This is a genomic window from Vibrio sp. HA2012, assembly GCF_002812955.1.
In the GTDB taxonomy this organism is placed as follows: Bacteria; Pseudomonadota; Gammaproteobacteria; order Enterobacterales; family Vibrionaceae; genus Vibrio.
The window spans coordinates 190,214-206,560 of record NZ_PFXK01000002.1 but is presented as its reverse complement, the minus strand read 5'-3'; the positions used below and the strand labels follow the sequence as shown (position 1 = coordinate 206,560).

Annotated in this window: 12 protein-coding genes; 5 read left to right on the top strand and 7 right to left on the bottom strand. The window is 45.5% G+C overall.

Going from position 1 to position 16,347, the window contains the following annotated elements:
• Nucleotides 1-31: 31 nt before the first annotated feature.
• Nucleotides 32-1,801 carry a tannase/feruloyl esterase family alpha/beta hydrolase gene (locus tag CSW98_RS04830; protein ID WP_100799330.1) on the bottom strand — a complete coding sequence of 590 codons (1,770 nt, stop codon included), beginning with the start codon at nt 1,799-1,801 and terminating at the stop codon, nt 32-34.
• 225 nt (nt 1,802-2,026) lie between these two features.
• Between CSW98_RS04830 and CSW98_RS04825 the strand changes: the two genes are divergently transcribed.
• The 4 genes from CSW98_RS04825 to CSW98_RS04810 all read left to right on the top strand — a co-directional run bounded on the left by CSW98_RS04825 (nt 2,027) and on the right by CSW98_RS04810 (nt 7,153).
• Nucleotides 2,027-2,494: a DUF1090 family protein gene (locus CSW98_RS04825; RefSeq protein ID WP_157810331.1), complete on the top strand. Its 468-nt coding sequence runs from the start codon at nt 2,027-2,029 to the stop codon at nt 2,492-2,494.
• A 4-nt stretch (nt 2,495-2,498) separates the two neighbouring features.
• Complete coding sequence (locus CSW98_RS04820; protein WP_100799328.1) at nt 2,499-4,505, top strand: alpha/beta hydrolase-fold protein; 2,007 nt, start codon at nt 2,499-2,501, stop codon at nt 4,503-4,505.
• A gap of 115 nt (nt 4,506-4,620) precedes the next feature.
• The gene (locus CSW98_RS04815) at nt 4,621-6,219 is read left to right on the top strand and encodes a putative bifunctional diguanylate cyclase/phosphodiesterase (RefSeq protein WP_100799327.1); all 1,599 of its coding nucleotides are present in this window, start codon (nt 4,621-4,623) and stop codon (nt 6,217-6,219) included.
• Entirely contained in the window at nt 6,203-7,153 is a 951-nt protein-coding gene (locus CSW98_RS04810) for a hypothetical protein (protein WP_100799326.1), read from the top strand. Before CSW98_RS04815 ends, CSW98_RS04810 begins: the two co-directional genes overlap by 17 nt.
• A gap of 3 nt (nt 7,154-7,156) precedes the next feature.
• Here the strand turns inward: CSW98_RS04810 and CSW98_RS04805 are convergent, their stop codons facing one another.
• The 5 genes from CSW98_RS04805 to CSW98_RS04785 all read right to left on the bottom strand — a co-directional run bounded on the left by CSW98_RS04805 (nt 7,157) and on the right by CSW98_RS04785 (nt 13,722).
• Entirely contained in the window at nt 7,157-10,120 is a 2,964-nt protein-coding gene (locus tag CSW98_RS04805; protein ID WP_100799325.1) for an HD domain-containing phosphohydrolase, read from the bottom strand.
• Nucleotides 10,121-10,439: 319 nt separating this feature from the next.
• A complete protein-coding gene (locus CSW98_RS04800; protein WP_100799324.1) occupies nt 10,440-11,177 on the bottom strand; it encodes a phosphate ABC transporter ATP-binding protein in 738 nt (245 codons plus the stop codon).
• Nucleotides 11,174-12,034 (bottom strand): ABC transporter permease subunit, encoded by an 861-nt coding sequence (locus tag CSW98_RS04795; protein WP_100799323.1) that lies wholly within the window; start codon nt 12,032-12,034, stop codon nt 11,174-11,176. Before CSW98_RS04795 ends, CSW98_RS04800 begins: the two co-directional genes overlap by 4 nt.
• 2 nt (nt 12,035-12,036) lie before the next feature.
• Nucleotides 12,037-12,888, bottom strand: coding sequence for a PstC family ABC transporter permease (locus tag CSW98_RS04790; protein WP_100799322.1), 852 nt, complete (start codon nt 12,886-12,888; stop codon nt 12,037-12,039).
• Between the two features lie 3 nt (nt 12,889-12,891).
• The gene (locus CSW98_RS04785; RefSeq protein WP_100799321.1) at nt 12,892-13,722 is read right to left on the bottom strand and encodes a phosphate ABC transporter substrate-binding protein; all 831 of its coding nucleotides are present in this window, start codon (nt 13,720-13,722) and stop codon (nt 12,892-12,894) included.
• Between the two features lie 215 nt (nt 13,723-13,937).
• On the opposite strand from CSW98_RS04785, the gene CSW98_RS04780 reads away from it, so the two are divergent.
• The gene (locus CSW98_RS04780) at nt 13,938-15,830 is read left to right on the top strand and encodes a methyl-accepting chemotaxis protein (protein WP_100799320.1); all 1,893 of its coding nucleotides are present in this window, start codon (nt 13,938-13,940) and stop codon (nt 15,828-15,830) included.
• Between the two features lie 53 nt (nt 15,831-15,883).
• Here CSW98_RS04780 and CSW98_RS04775 read toward each other — a convergent pair whose 3' ends face one another.
• Nucleotides 15,884-16,225, bottom strand: coding sequence for a hypothetical protein (locus CSW98_RS04775; protein ID WP_100799319.1), 342 nt, complete (start codon nt 16,223-16,225; stop codon nt 15,884-15,886).
• Between the last annotated feature and the right edge of the window lie 122 nt (nt 16,226-16,347).

Sequence of the window (16,347 nt, the reverse complement as noted above, 5' to 3'; positions counted from 1 at the left end):
AAGTGCCCCGACGTGCAGGGCATAATGATGATTATTTATCTGTAGAAGGAGAACATGTCAGTTTGTTGTCAGTCACTTCACATGTCAGTGTCTTACCAGGCTGATAATATTCAGCCCCAACCCAATCATAGGAATCTGGTCCATAGACACCTCTTTTAGATTCAAAATTCCTAGCGCTATTAATAGAGCCTGTTCCTTTGTAAAACGCAATATTAGGATATGGATAAACAGGGCGGGAACGATCAATTGCTGTTTCATTATTAGTGATATTGTCTTCATCACCGGTCTGAGCTTCCGGAGCACCGGCTGCATTAAAGTGGATCGGTTCACTGCTTTGACTTGCGATAATTTCATCAGGAGCCATCCCCTGTTCAACCCAGCGCATTATTGCTGTAGTTAAATCAAACTGGTAAGGTCCATCCCCACCAGAACAATGATACATGCCAGGGAACAAATAAAATTTCATGAAATTATCTGTTACCCTCTTCCCCATCAGCTTTTCCACTGCTTCATAGTAAGCAATGCTATTAACAGGAGAAATATGTGGATCAGACCAGCCATGCCAGAGAATCAGCTTACCGCCCTGAGCATTAAAAGCATTCAAATCAGGGTCAACAGCACTGTATAACCCATAAAGCTCGCGCACCTTATTAAATTCAGCTTCAGTAAACCTAAGGTCTGAAAGTTGAAAGTGTTCTGGATTTTCTGCATAGATAACACCCCGCAGTGCTTCTTCTGCAACACGCTTACTAAAAATATCTTCACTGCCCGCCTGAGGAACAAAAACCCCCGGCCATGAAAGCTCAGAACCTGGCATTGGAGCTCCCAGAGCCAGTGCCTTACCTGTTTGTGCATCATGCGGACCCGCATATATTTTTGCAGCCGCTTTGACTTCTTCTTCAGTCAGACAGTTATCTGTTGCTTGCCCCTGTTCGCACTGAATCATTTTAGGGTCAAAATGACACTCCCTTGGATCTTGAATCAGATCATCTTTCAGTCCGTCAATCTCATCACATAAATCTAAAGCTGCCTGATGAAGCAAAGGCATTTTTTCTGCGTGCAGAATAGCATTACCGTCTTTCCCTCTGTTGGACAACGCTAACCAGCCATGGTGAAAAGAATTCTGTACCGAAAAATTCATTGCCGGAGCTCCGGCTATAATACCGTCAAAATCATCAGGAAAACGCTGAGCTTCCATCAAAGCTTCTCGCCCACCATCAGAGCAGCCATTAAAATAAGAAAACTGCGTATCCTGACCATAAAATTCATTAATTAATGCCTTTGCAACTACGGATGTCAGGTGCATTGCCCGATAGGCAAAATCGATTCTTTTCTGCGGATCATGACCAAAATCACCCGAGCCTCCTTTGTGCCCCATATCTGAAGAAGCTAGGACAAAATTGTTATTATCTACCGCCATGCAGCCATCTGACGCTCCCGCCATCAGACCCACCCGACCACATAGTCCTCCACAGCCAAGCTGCATATAACGTTGAGTCCAGCTTGTCAGAGGAAGCTGAACTTTAAAACCAATTTCAGGAGCCAGGGTTCCTTCTACAATACAGACAGACCCGCTTGATTGCTCTGCAACACCAGCAGAGGTAATAACACTACCTGCACCACCAATAGATGTGATATCCACAGAAGAAAGTTCCGAGCATTGTATAACTGGAAGCCTAACTGCCAACGAACTGATAACACTATTATCTGTCACCGCTTCAGGTGGTAAGGCATCCCCTCGGGTACAGCCAGATAAAAGAGTTACAGTCGCCAACATAAATGTAACTATGAATTTAGTCATCAGATGTCCTCTTAAAAACAAAAAGATTCAACTACTAATACTTATCCTAAGGGTTGAAGTCACTCTAAGGTCAACGTATTTCTGTCATGGACAGCACCTGCGAACTTATACGTAAATATAAGTAAAGTTGATAAGTATACTTTGACATTAGAGTAGCTCTAACCATTACACTTTATCTCAGTTAACCATACTCAGTTTATACGAGCATGCATCAGGAGAATGCTTATGAATAAGGTAAAAAAAATCACTCCCCATTTCCTAACCTATTTAGTAACCAGTATTCTGTTATCCGGCAGTACGCTTGCGGCACACGCAACGTCCAGTTGTGCCGGATTATCCGGATGTAACCGAAACATTTGTGAAAAAGAATATGAGCTGGAAAAAGCGAAAGAATACGGTGATGTAGGGAAAATTCTCGGACTACAAAATTCTCTGGTACACCTTAAAGACAGTTGTGCACAGAATCCTGGACTGGCTCAGGAAGAATATCAGGAAGAGCTGGAAGAATTGAACGACGAATACAAAGAAGATCTGGATGATGCCCTTGACGAGTATGAAGATGATCTTGCTGAAGCAAAGTCTGACGGTAAAACAACCAAGATCTTAAGAGCAAAAGAAAAATATGACCTTAAAATTCAGGAAATAACAGCTGAATATGAACGTAAATTGAAACAACTCCAGGTGACGAAATAAGGACATGACCATGCCCCTTACCCGTAATGCAATCTCAGGCTTCATAGCTGTTCTTCTGTTACTGACCGGATGCAATACCGTGAAATCCACAGATGCAGACTACATGACCTTGTATGAGCAGGCTAATTCAGCTGGTCAGGATGATCTAGCTTTAGAATATTTGAAGCTCGCAGAAATAGATGGCAATCGTAATGCTATGGTTCGTTTAGGTGAAGCATACTGGCACGGCAGATATGGTCTGAATGACCCGGAAAAAGGTTTTGCTTATATTCAAAAAGCAGCTTTACAGGGAGAAGCCAGAGCCATGACAGATTTGGGTATTCAGTATCTGTACGGAGAAGGGGTGGAACAAGACTACAGCCTCGCCCGTGAATGGCTGGAAAAAGCGAACTATGCTGGGGATATGAAAGCTTCCCGCTATATCGGCCTGATATATGAAAATGGCTGGGGAGACGAAGTCAACTATACAAAGGCCGCGGTGAACTATCAAAAAGCAGCCGACAAAGGTGATATTACAAGTCAGTACTATCTCGGCAAATTATATGAAAACGGTCTGGGCGTTGTTCAGGACTATGCCAAAGCGTTAGTGTTATATAAACAGTCTGCTACTCGTGGGGATATCATCAGCCTCCCGGCAATACTGGCTTTGGGAAATATATATGAACAAGGACTTGGTGTAACACAGGATATTTCTATTGCTTTGGACTGGTACAGTAAAGCTGCAGTTTTGGGCGATGAAGGTGCTAAGCTGAAAATAGGAAAATACCAGTATCCGAATACCCCCTACATCATGAATGTTACCGCTCTGGTGAAAGTAATCGGCGATGGACAGAAAATTGCTGGTCTTGCCATTGAATACACGGCGGATGTTATATTGCAGTCTCTTACTGTTAATGACTTTAACGTAGCTGGTCGAGAAATCACGTCTGTGTATCTCAGCCAATCAGCTATTCTCGGTCAGCCATCAACGACAGGTTCTGTTGTCATTATAGAGCTTAAAACAGACATTGATCCCACCAGCAGTCAGATGGGGGGAGGCCCTCAGAAAGAGGGAAATGCTTCACAAGAAGCAGGAACAAATAAAACTCCAGGAACCGGAGGCCCCCAACTAGGACAAGTTTCAGATAAATCAGCAGATCCGGTTATTTTAACGGCGACAATAACTCAGACTGGAGAGATCAGCCTTGCATCCGGTGAAACCGCTACTGCAAGTGGTACTGTACTAACCAGTAATATTACCCTGAGTCCAGATACTGAAGGCTTTCAGCAACATGTATACCACGACGTAAAGTTCAATAAAGATCTGATGTATAACCTGTTTGTACCCAAGAACTATGACCCAGCAAAATCTTACCCCTTAGTTCTGTTTATGCACGATGCAGGAGTCGTGAGTAACAACCCAACCGAGACACTGACCCAGGGGTTAGGTTCTGTTATTTGGGCCTCTGAACGGGATCAGGCTCTGCATGAAAGTTTTGTATTAGCTCCCCAATATAACGCCATTATGGCGGATGATAATTCGAAGACATCAGATGATATGGATGTAACCGTTAATCTACTGAAAGATTTAATGACCCGGTACTCCATAGATGCAAATCGTTTATACAATACGGGTCAGTCCATGGGTGGCATGACCTCTATTGCAATGGATATCAAATATCCCGATCTCTTTGCCGCATCACTGCTCGTTGCTTGTCAGTGGGATCCAAAACAGGTTACTCCACTTAGCGGCAAACCATTGTGGATTGTCGTTTCTCAAGGTGATACGAAAGCTAATCCGGGAATGGATGCGATTACCGCAGTACTTGCTGATAATGGTGCCACTGTTGCCAAAGCTACCTGGAACGCAGAAGCGGCCCCAAATAAACTAGATAAAAATGTCAGAGACATGCTAAGCCAAAATGCATCGATAAATTACACCATTTTTACAGGAGGAAGTCACCGTTATACCTGGCAATATGCGTATTCTATTGACGGCATCCGGGATTGGTTATTTAATCAGCATAAGTAATCCCCTCAGATAGAAGAGATTTACAATCCACAGTCCCTGTGATTAACTACCTAAATACTATGTGGTTATAGGTAAGCCTACGGATTTATCTGTACGTGATGATTCAGGTAATGCAATGGAATATGTCTCTACCCTGCTCACTTTTACCGGGCTGATCATACTGATGTACAGCCTGCGTCCGACAGGCGAAATATGTGATAAAAGCCAGCAAACAGGATGGCGGATTCTGTACAGTCTTATCCTGTTTTTTATTCTGGTCTACCTGATCTCAACCATACGCTTTTTCACGACAACCGAATTCCGCCTTGATTATCTGATTCATGCCATTATTCTGTTCAGCGGCAGTATCTTTGTTCTTATGGTCACTCAGCTCAGTCAGCGAAGCCTCCGGCAGATAGAAAAATCCATTGCCCGGGAAAAATATAACGCATTGCACGACGGCCTGACTTCTCTAGGTAACCGGCGAGCCTTTCTCAAAACCATGACCGGACTCATCGAGAAAAAATCCCCTTTTACACTGCTGATTATCGATCTGAATAATTTTAAGCAGATCAACAATGCCATGGGCCATTATTATGGAGATGAATTTCTACGGGCAGTTTCCGATAAGTTCCGCACCCATCTGCCCAAAGAAAGTACTCTGCACCGCCTGGGAGGAAATGAATTTGCGCTGTTATGGGAAGACAAACATAACTTTCAGCTGAAAAGTATTGTGGACGAAATTCACTTTCAATTAAGCCACCCTCTTAATGTTCAGGGCTATTCATTATGTTCCGGAGCGGGTATTGGCGTCAGCAGTTATCCGCTCTACAGCAGCGATGCCAATGAACTTCTCCAGCAGGCGAATCTTGCCATGTACGCGTCTAAACACAAAAAAGCAGATTTTGTCGTTTTTTCTGAAGAACTGACTCAGGGCATTCAGGAACGGCTGACCATTGCAGCAAAGCTAAAAGATGCGGTACAAAATAAAGAGTTTCAGCTTTATTATCAGCCAATAATAGAAGGCAGTGGTAACTCGGTTCACGGTGCAGAAGTTTTAATCCGCTGGCCGCAAAAAGACGGTAGTTTTATCCCGCCGGATCAGTTTATTTCTGTCGCAGAGCAGAGCTCTGTTATTCATGACATAACCTGCTGGGTCATTCAGCAGTGTATTTCTGAGTTACCGGTATTAAAAAAGGCTGGGTTTACCGGTTGTCTGCATATCAATCTGTCAGCAAAGGATATGCATAACCCATCTCTGCTGACCATCCTTAAAGGTGCGATAGCCAAAGGTATACTACAGCCCGGCCAGCTGTTTTTCGAGATAACAGAAAGCACGATGATGACCGACATTTCGCAGGCCAGAAAAATGATGAATTGCCTGGCTCAAAGTGGGTTTTCATTCAGCATCGATGATTTTGGAACCGGCTTCTCTTCATTGTCGTTACTCAAACTACTGCCTCTGGCTCAGATAAAAATAGATCAATCATTCGTGACAGACATGCTGCAAAGTGAATTAAATCAATCTATTGTTAACTCCATTATCTATCTGGCTAAATCACTACAGTACAGTGTCGTCGCTGAAGGTATTGAAGATAATAATACGGCACGACAACTGCAGAGTATGGGCTGCCATTATCTGCAGGGATATTATTTCAGTAAACCTTTACCATTAACTATCTTTACCCGGTATATTCAGGATCAGGTGTATTCTGCCGATGTTTCGTTGCTCTAAGCTGATTCAGTTTTCCTTTCTTTCCGTTCTGCTGTCCCTGTTATCCTGCTCATTTACGCCAGTGCCGGACAATAACAGCCTGCCTGAAAACATGACCTCTGGCTACCTTACTTCAAAGAGTATCGCCGAAGCCAGTGGTATTGCCGTGTCGAGGAAACATCCGGGGTTGCTATGGCTAAACAATGACAGTGGCAATTCGCCCGTACTCTTTGCCGTGAATACCGATGGGAAAGAGCTTGTCCGGATGACAATAAACGGAACTAAAAATAAGGACTGGGAAGATCTGGCTATATTTGCTTATAACCAACACACCTATATTCTGATTGCCGATACAGGAGATAACGGAGCTTCCCGCTCCAGCTATCAACTGCACTTTATCCGGGAACCCGAACTGTCTGATATCGCATTGCCAGCGAATATATCAGCAGAACCGGAATGGAGTGTCACTTTCCGCTACAATGATGGCAGCCATGACTGCGAAGCCGTCGCCGTAGATATAAAACACCAGCAAATCCTATTACTCAGTAAGCGGGAGGACATTCCTGTCTTGTATATGTTGCCATTCACTCCCGGTAGCAGCACAACGGCCACAGCAGTAAAGCAAGGTGTTATCCGACCATTTCCTCAACCAGAAAAAAAACATTTCCGACTTATCGACTTATTCGGTTATACCCTTCAGCCAACTGCGATGGATATCCGTTCCGATGGCTTGGGTATCGCGATACTGACCTATGGTGATGCTTATTATTATCCGGCTTCAGAACATGATAGCTGGCTCAGCGTATTACGCCAAAAACCAGAAATCATAGCCCTTCCTGAACTGGCGCAGGCCGAAGGTATTGGTTTCGATGCACAAAGCCGCAATTTGTTTGTTGTCACAGAAAAGCTACCGGCTCCGTTACTCAGAATTAACCGGTATTCCGGCCAGCCATAATCCTTATACAGGAACATCTGCCGGTAATGCTTTTTCCGTAGTAAATACATTAGGTTGAGTGCCTGTTTTATTCTCTCCAACATATTGCTCAATATCGACTGCATCTATCTGTTCATCCGGCAGATATTTTTCGGCATAGCGCAGGTAAACTCCGCTTTCCAGAAACAGGCGGAATATATCCATATCAATATGTTCATCCAGTGCCATATGATACAGAATATCAATAGCCACACTCAGAGGCTTGGCTTTTTTATATGGACGATCCGCAGCGGTAAGCGCTTCGAATATATCAGCGATAGCAAGAATCCTCTCCGGTACGGAAAGTTGGTCTCCGGTGAGTTTTCTCGGATAACCACTCCCGGTCAGTGTCTCATGATGGGTTGATGCATAGCGGGGAACCCGACTTAGCTCAGCGGAAAATGGCAAGCTTTCCAGCATCTTAATGGTACTGATAATATGTTCATTAATGATAAATCTATCTTCATCAGTTAGCGTCCCCCGCCCAACCGACAAGTTATACAACTCGCCATGATTACTCCTGAATTCGGGCACATCCATCCGGATACCCAGTTCAGGCGCATATTTAACTTCTCGCGCCCATTCGGAATAATGCTCGGCCTTATCCGCTAAGAGTTGTTCGCGAGCCGGTAAAGGCGATGGACTACGGGGACGTTTCTGTTCCTCCACCGGTGACAAACCTAATGAATCATCAAAATTCCTGAACCATTCCTGCAGGGATATCTGCTGCAAACGAGCCAACGTCTCCTCACTGACGGATTCACTACCAACATTGACTGAAGCGATAAAAGCAAAATCATCTTGCAACTGCTTTCTGCGCTGTTCCATAACCTGCCGCGCGGAAGTATCATCCTCCCCCTGCTGATACACCGCCTGCAGATACCCTATTTCTGCATCCCTCCATAACACCTCAAACCGGGTACGGATTTCATTAATCCGGTTACAGATACACTCAAGCTTTGTGCCTTTATCAACAATATACTCCGGAGTAATCAACTTACCACAATCATGCAACCAGGCGGCAATCCGGAACTCGCGCTTCTCATCTTCATTATTGAACTGAAATGTCTTCAACGGACCATAAGATGCCCGTTCAGCAGCATCCGCCAGCATCATGCCCAGCTCAGGAACCCGATTACAATGACCCGCAGTATAAGGAGACTTGTCATCGATAGCCTGTGCAATTAAACGGATTAATGCTTCGACAAATTGCTCCTGTTCATTCTCTCTTTTTTGGATCTCTTTCGACATCTCTACAATAGAATCCGATAACTCCCATACCTCTTTTATCCGGCTGTTTACCCAGCTAACCTGCCGGAATTGCCGGGCTTTTACTTTTTTTGTTTCGGCCCGAAGTTGTCGTATAGGGGTTACGATCGGTGTACCGAAAAACCATGCAACTGGCAGCAGAGCCAGCATTGCCAGAACCGTCAGTATCAATGCACTCAGTATCCTCCGGATGGTCTTCTCCAAGATCAAATCCGCAGGCACAATAACCGCAAGAAATTCATTATTCGCTAGCTTTGAATTTATCTTTTCAACATAAAAATAGCGGGACTGCCCATTCACCTCTGAAAGGATCAACTGCTTATGCTGATCCGGTTGTCCGGTCAAAGAAGATATTTCCTGATATGGTACAGAAGCCTGCCAGCCCGATTCGACACTCAAAGTATGCAACCAGCGGGTGTTCAAAGCCTGCCACTGCTCGGACGAAATATTACTTACTGCCATATTAATCACACGAATAACCGGGTCATCAGCCTCTGCCATTACCAAATAATAAGACTCAGATTTATCGCTCATCGGTACTTCAGGAACAGAAAAAAGCGGCTGACTGGGTATTCCGGTTAAATCACGAATGGCACTACCGGGAACAGCGTTCAGAATATCCAAAGCTCCCTGTCCGAACTGCTCCACCAATTCAGGCAGAGTAAAGCCATTAATAAACTCAAAATGCAGCCCCGTCATTTCAGAAACCAACCGGAGTACATCTACGGCATATCCCTGTGGCTCTCCGGCCAGAGCAAAATCTAACGGTGTCCGGGTCATCTGATTGGACACTTTTAATGAACGGGTATTTTTTATCAATGTCTTCTGTTCCTGACTTAATGTCAGTGCTTTTGAAGGAGGGATCCGTATTTTCTGCTGCGACTGAACATTGGTAGAGATAATGTCTCCCTCACCATTAAAAATAAAAATTTCTGTTCCGGAATCTGCCCCGAAATCAGCCGACAGGCCAATCAAACGCTCTAATAATGAAGACAATACACAATCCAGTCCCAGAACAATATCGGTACCAGGTACTCGTTTAGAATAGGTTTGTCCGGTAATCTTCAGGTGCTGAAATAAATAAGGCTGTGTCTTAAATGTATTCAGTTTATTACCGGAACGAAACCATGGCCGCTCTACCGGAAAATAGTTACTGGTCTCAATGTTTTTTTTCGTCAGCTCCAGATCTTGTGTGTAATAGCTGTTTTCTCTGATACGATGCTGATTATCACCATAAATTTTGATGATCACCCAGCGGTCATTATCACCCGCCTCAATTCTTCTCCGGACGACAGGGGAAGAATTCAGATTAATAATCTGATAAAAATCATTGGTATCACTGCCCAGATACAGGCTGTAGAAGAGAGGCGCATTTTTCAGTGCCTGAATAAGAATATCTCTTTTGGTCACCTCATCAATCGATTCGTACCGGGTACTGAAAACTTTCGTCAGCAGTTCAATTGTGTGGATTGCATTGGTATCAATATCATCAATATATTCACCGGCCTGTTCTGAGATAGACGAAAATTCCGACAATGCATTCTTCATCGCCATCTCTTTACTGAAGTGATACTGCAAAGCAATAGCAAACACACTCATTAATGTCGCGGCGATTAAAAACAGACTGCCTACAGTAAAGCGGATCGAAAACCTCTTCTCTTTTAAGGTGAGATTATTCATAGTCATGTCCCTAGCCATAGGTCGAGATAATTATGCTTATGATCATCTTATTGACCATAGTGCATATCAGACAAATACGCGAACAAACCGGACAGAAACTAGGGATAAAAAAAGAGCCAGGAACCGAGAGAACCTGGCTTATGGAGCATTAATAAAGAACGAAATTAACTTTTGTAACTTGAATAAATCAAATATTGTAACCATCGAGAGTGGTTGAGGCGGACTTTAGCACATCAGAACCCAGAGTCGAGTTTTGCACTATAAAAACTATTGAAGATTTAAACTCCGGAGAAAATAAACCTTCACTACAGATTAAAACTCAGACTCGCATGTTGACCTTACAATACTCAATCTTTCCCTGATTCAAACGGATAATGTGGTCAGCCAGTTTTTCTGTCTGACGTTCCGAGTGAGAGACCATCACGATAGTGTATTTCTGAGCCAATTGCCCAATACACTGCTCCACCAGCTCTTCCGCCACCGGGTCCAGCGAAGCCGTCGGTTCGTCCAGCAATAAAATCTCCGGTTCCAGAGCAAGCGTGCGTGCCAGACAGAGACGCTGCTGCTGACCACCGGAGAGAGAAGATGCCGCCATATCCATTCGGTCTTTAATTTCATCCCATAACGCGGCTTGCCGGCAAGCCTCTGTCACCCTCTTCTGAGCTTCAGCTCCGCTTAGACCGGCAACCACTTTTAACGGCAACAGCAAATTATCAGCAACCGTGCCGGGCAATAGCTGAGGATGCTGAAATACCATTCCGACTCGTCGCCGCAGATCCGGAAGCGCACTAGAGTGAAGACGATTAACCTGATAAACACACCCACCCAATTGCAGTGCAATCTCTCCCTCTGTATGGCAGCCACCAAAGCAGTCATTAAGACGATTCAGTGCCCGTAAAAAAGTACTCTTCCCAGAACCGGAAGGACCACACAAAAGATGAATCCGGTTTGGGTATAATTTAACGCTGACATCGGTAAGTACCCGATGCTGACCAAAACTCACCGTCAGCCCGGAAACCTGCCCCGCAAGTAAATCGGGTAAGGAGGAATGTGTCACGCTTGATCTCCTCGAATAAAACGGCTGCGCTCAACCAGCGCAAACAACGTTGCCGTAATACAGAGCAGAGTCAATGCAGCGCCAAAGGCCATCTGCAGTTCGTTCTCACTCTGATACTGAGCACTGTAATAAAAAATGGTAAAAGGAAGCGCTTCATAACGCTCAAAGAGTCCGGCAGGCAGACCGGCACTCGCTACAGCGCCAGTCAGCATAATCACAGCGGTATCCTCAGCGGCACGCCCGGTAGCAAGCAGGATCCCCCCTGCAATGCCACGAGCAGCCTGCGGCAGTAATACCCTGCGCAATGTTTGCCACGGAGTCATCCCCAGTGAGAGAGCCGTTACCGTTAACTGTTGCGGTAATGCCAGCAGTGCCGTACGAGTCGCAGCCGCCAGATAAGGTAGGATCAACATAGCCAGACAAAGTGCCGAAAGAAGAAGACTGGCATTAGCAGCAGGTAATAACGTACCTCGCAGAAACAGAAGCAGCGTAAAACCAAATAATCCCATGAGCACCGAAGGCAACCCGGCCAGAATATCGACCCCCAGTGTCAGCCAGCGTCTGAAACGGGAATCCTGACTGGTAGCCAGCCATATCCCGGTGGCAATTCCCGGTAACAATGCCAGCCCCAGAGCTCCGGAGACCACACTCACACTCCCCACACAGGCAGGCCAGATCCCCCCCCATACCGGAGAAAGCCCAAATACAGCGTCTGTCACTGGCGTATCACCAAAAAAGAGAGACAAACTCAGCGCCGGTACACCACGGTAAAAAATAAATCCGATGACATAACCAACACTCAGGATCAGAGCAAACACCGAGAGCAGGCACCAGAGGTAGAATAATCGTATCTTCATCTTCACCTCTTATCACTTTGACGACGTTCTATTTTTCTTAGCAACAGAGTCGTAGAGATGCTCAGACTAAGCAGTAATAAGCCTGCAGCAAATAATGAATTATAGGCATCACTGCCATATTCAGTCGCTATCACAAGGCCAATGTGTGCTGTCAGAGCACGTACGGAATCAAGCAGGCTACCGGTGAGTTGTGGTGCATTACCGGCCAGCATTAACGGCAACAATGTATCGCCAATGGCGCGGCTGAATCCCAGTAATGCCGCAGAAAAAAAGCCCCGTTGAGCATTAGGCAGAATCAGATAGAATACCTGCTGAGTTTCACTGAATCCCAGTGCGGTTCCGGTCAGTTTTAACCGGGCAGCCAGCGGACGACAATGGCTATCGAGCATCATAACCATAACCGGCAGAATCAATAAAACAACCATCACCATCGCAGCAAGCAGACAGTAACCGGATCCCGAGCGAAATGTCTCACGCAGCAGTGGCACCAGTAAAAAAAGTGCAGCCAGACCATAAACGACCGTCGGGATACCAGCCATCAAACGGATAAGAGACCGGATCCAGACCGCAGCACTCTGGTGTCGCTCATGCAGACAGAAACCGACAATACCCAGTGCGACAGGCAAAGCAAGCACTAATGCCCCGATACCGATCATCGCCGACCCCACCACCATGGGGACAATGCCGTAATGTCCCGCCTCCGGACGCCACAGTAAAGAAAAAACCGCGAGATCACCGCTAAAAAATAGCGGTAAAGAAAACCAGAGAATAAATCCCAGCAGAGTAAGGATCAGAGCGAATACGACCAGCACCAGCGCCAGTACTATCCGCTCTGCATTAACAACCTCTCGCATCAATTACTGAGCAACAACAGGAATATAGCCTGAAGCACTGATAAATTCCGCACCCTGACCAGAATAGATAAAATCAATAAATGCCTTGGTCAGCCCTTCAGGTTCACCTTTAGTATTCATATATAGCTTACGCACGACCGGATATTCACCCGATGCGCATGCTTCGTTACTAGGCTGAACGCCATCCAGAGCCGGTGCCTTTATCATGGAATCAATATAACCGACACTACTGTAACCCAGCGCTCCCGGATCCCGGCTGACTGCTGTTTTCATCGCACCATTCGAAGGCACAACATTGGCACTGTTTACGATAACGTTATTGTCCAGCAGCTTGCTCATAAATACTGCTCGTGTACCACTGGCTTCATCACGGGTGAAAATATTAATTGGACGATCTTCACCCCCCAAAGCCTTCCAGTTAACAATATTGCCGCTGTAGATGTCGATCACCTGTTGTTTTGTCAGCGCATCAACCGGGTTCTCTGGGTTGATAATCACTGCAACCCCGTCGATAGCAAAAGGAAAACTCACCAGACCTTCCGCCTCGGAAGGCTTCAGGGCACGGCCTGTATTACCGATATCAACCAACCCCTTAGCCACCTGCTTAGCTCCGACACCAGAGCCGCCACCTGCGATGGTAATACGAATATCACTGTTTGCCTGCATAATGACTTTAGCCGCCTTTTGCATAACAGGAATATGCGCCGTACCACCAGCAATATTAAGCGAACCAGACTGACCATTAAATGAATCAAGATCTGATGCCATTGCCGCAGTAGCCAGTAACCCCAACCCTAAAACTGCCCGCCGAAATAAACCGGAAACAGAAAACATAAAAGCTCCTTAACTGATATGAAACGATAAAAGGAAGGAAGTATAGCACTTCCAACTTACAGAGCGACAAATTGCTTTTGGAAAACAAATCATCCCCCGTGAGGGAAATACTCAAAAATGCCGGACGAATCAAGCTACTATTATTGATAACTGCCTACACTTGTACCTGAATGACCTAAAGATGCAGGATAAACTTTTCAGTGGAGTCTTTTCATATGAAAACGACATTAAAGATACGCTTACTGATCGCCGGACTATTTTCTGTCCTGATCACGGCCATAATGATGGTAGCACTATCATCCTACATGATCCGCTCGAATGAATTTGCCAATACCCAAAAAGAGGTGCAGGAATTATCCAATACCTTTGCCAACGACAAAGGACAATGGATAGCCGACAGAAAAAGTGCGATTAAAAGCCTTGCCCGCACACTAGAGAGGCACCTTGACGAGCCCCCAGTTCCCTATCTTTTACTGACCCATAATGCAATGGCATTTGGCCTGACCTACTACGGTGACGAGCAGGGAAATATGCACCGCCAGGATCCTAAATTAAATAAGGCCGGCTACGATCCCCGCGTACGTCCCTGGTACAAAGGCGTAAAAAGCAACCAATCCATGTTTGTCACCGAGCCGTATGTCAGTACTACCATGAAAACATTAGTGATTACTATCGCTGAACCGGTGTTTCAGGGAAGTGAAATGAAAGGTGTCGCTGCAGCTAACCTGGCAATTGACGGTCTGACCAAAGCAGTGCGAGAACTCAAACTGCCGGGCAACGGCTATACAATTCTGGCACAGAAAACCGGTGTCATTATCAGCCATCCGGATGACAACTATAACGGCAAAGAGCTCACCGAACTGGACAGTGCTTTTACCAGCCGCTGGCAGCAGACCCTGACTCAATCCGGACAGATAGAAGAGCGAGTTTATCAGGGGCACGATTCTTTATTCTATGTTAACAGTCTGCCAGATACAGACTGGAACTTAATCTACGTAATGGATAAAGATATTATCATGCAGCCGGCCTCCGATCTGGCCTGGCTGATGCTGGGAATTGGTCTGATGATCATGATCCTCTCTGCAGCAGTTCTGTGGGTGATATTCCGAATTCAGTTCCAGGATTTAGAAAAAGTGGCAGATGCACTGCAGGATATTTCACATGGAGACGGAGACCTCACTGTCCGTATTCAGACCAAGCACGAGCATGATGAGCTTGGCCGTCTCGCATCCGGGTTCAACCAGTTTGTAGAGCGCCTGCACGATATGGTTGTAAAAATGAATGATGTCTCCGCACAACTGGCCTCTCAGGCTCAGGATACCCGCCAGTCATCAGAACAAAATAACCAGAATATTGCCAGACAACAGGATGAAGTCACCATGGTGGCAACCGCTGTCACTGAAATGGCGACCGCAACAGAAGATATTGCAAGCAATGCAGAGCTGACCGCCAATACCTCTGAAAATACCGTGGGATTAGTCACTGAAGGGCTGGGGCAAGTTACCCAAAGTCAGCAGTCAATTCGTAATCTGGCAGACGAAGTGAATAATGCCAGCAATATCATCGGGGAGCTCAACAACCATGCCAAACAAATCAATACGATTCTGTTAACAATCCGGGAGATTGCTGAACAAACCAACCTGCTGGCACTGAATGCAGCAATAGAAGCCGCTAGAGCCGGTGAACATGGCCGTGGATTTGCTGTTGTTGCGGATGAAGTTAGGGGACTGTCAAAACGGACCCATGACTCAACCGAAGAAATTCAGTCTATGATTGAAACGCTGCAACAGACAACCGCAAAAGCGGTCGCCTCAATGGCAACCAGCCATACCATGGCAAATACCAGTGTAGATGATGCTGAGGCCGCTTATACCAGTCTTGAGCAAATTTCTCATGCAATTGCGAAGATTTCCGATATGGCAACACAGATCGCCACCGCAGCAGAAGAACAAACGCTGGTAACATCAGAGATCAACCGTAATACAGAAGGCATTCGGGAGGTTTCCCAGTCACTATCAGATGAGTCAACCGTCGCGACACAAAAAGCACATAAACTGTCTGAACTGGCACAAACACTTCAGCAGGAAGTTGGTAAATTCCGACTCTGAGCCCCCCCAAGCAGCCACACGACTTTTATTGGTCGTGTGGCTTAAAGTACAACTTACTTGTACTCTTCTTTATTAATACTCAGGTAAGTACCTGACTTACACTGAAATGAATAATAGCGACGGCTTTCATTAAACTTAGCCAATCCTTCTCCCGTACAGTAATCGATATTGATATCCCGCATCACTTCCAGCGTCTCTTCACTATTCATGGTAAACTTAGAACCATCAGCACAAATAATACGCACACGGCCATTATCACTAACCGAATAAGTCTTTACTTCGGTATTACAAAGCTCGAAAGAAGCATCAAGATAATTATCGTTCTGAGTCTGGATATCGGAAGAGCAAGCAGCCAGAAAAACCGTCAATATTCCTAGCGTGGCTAGTTTTTGCATATAACGCTCCTTTTCTTGATCTATCAGTTCTCTTTCAGCTTAATTGAAAGCCAGAAACTATACAAATGAATCGCTTAAATTATAAACAGAAATTCTCTCAGCTCACCTTTAAAATCAATAAA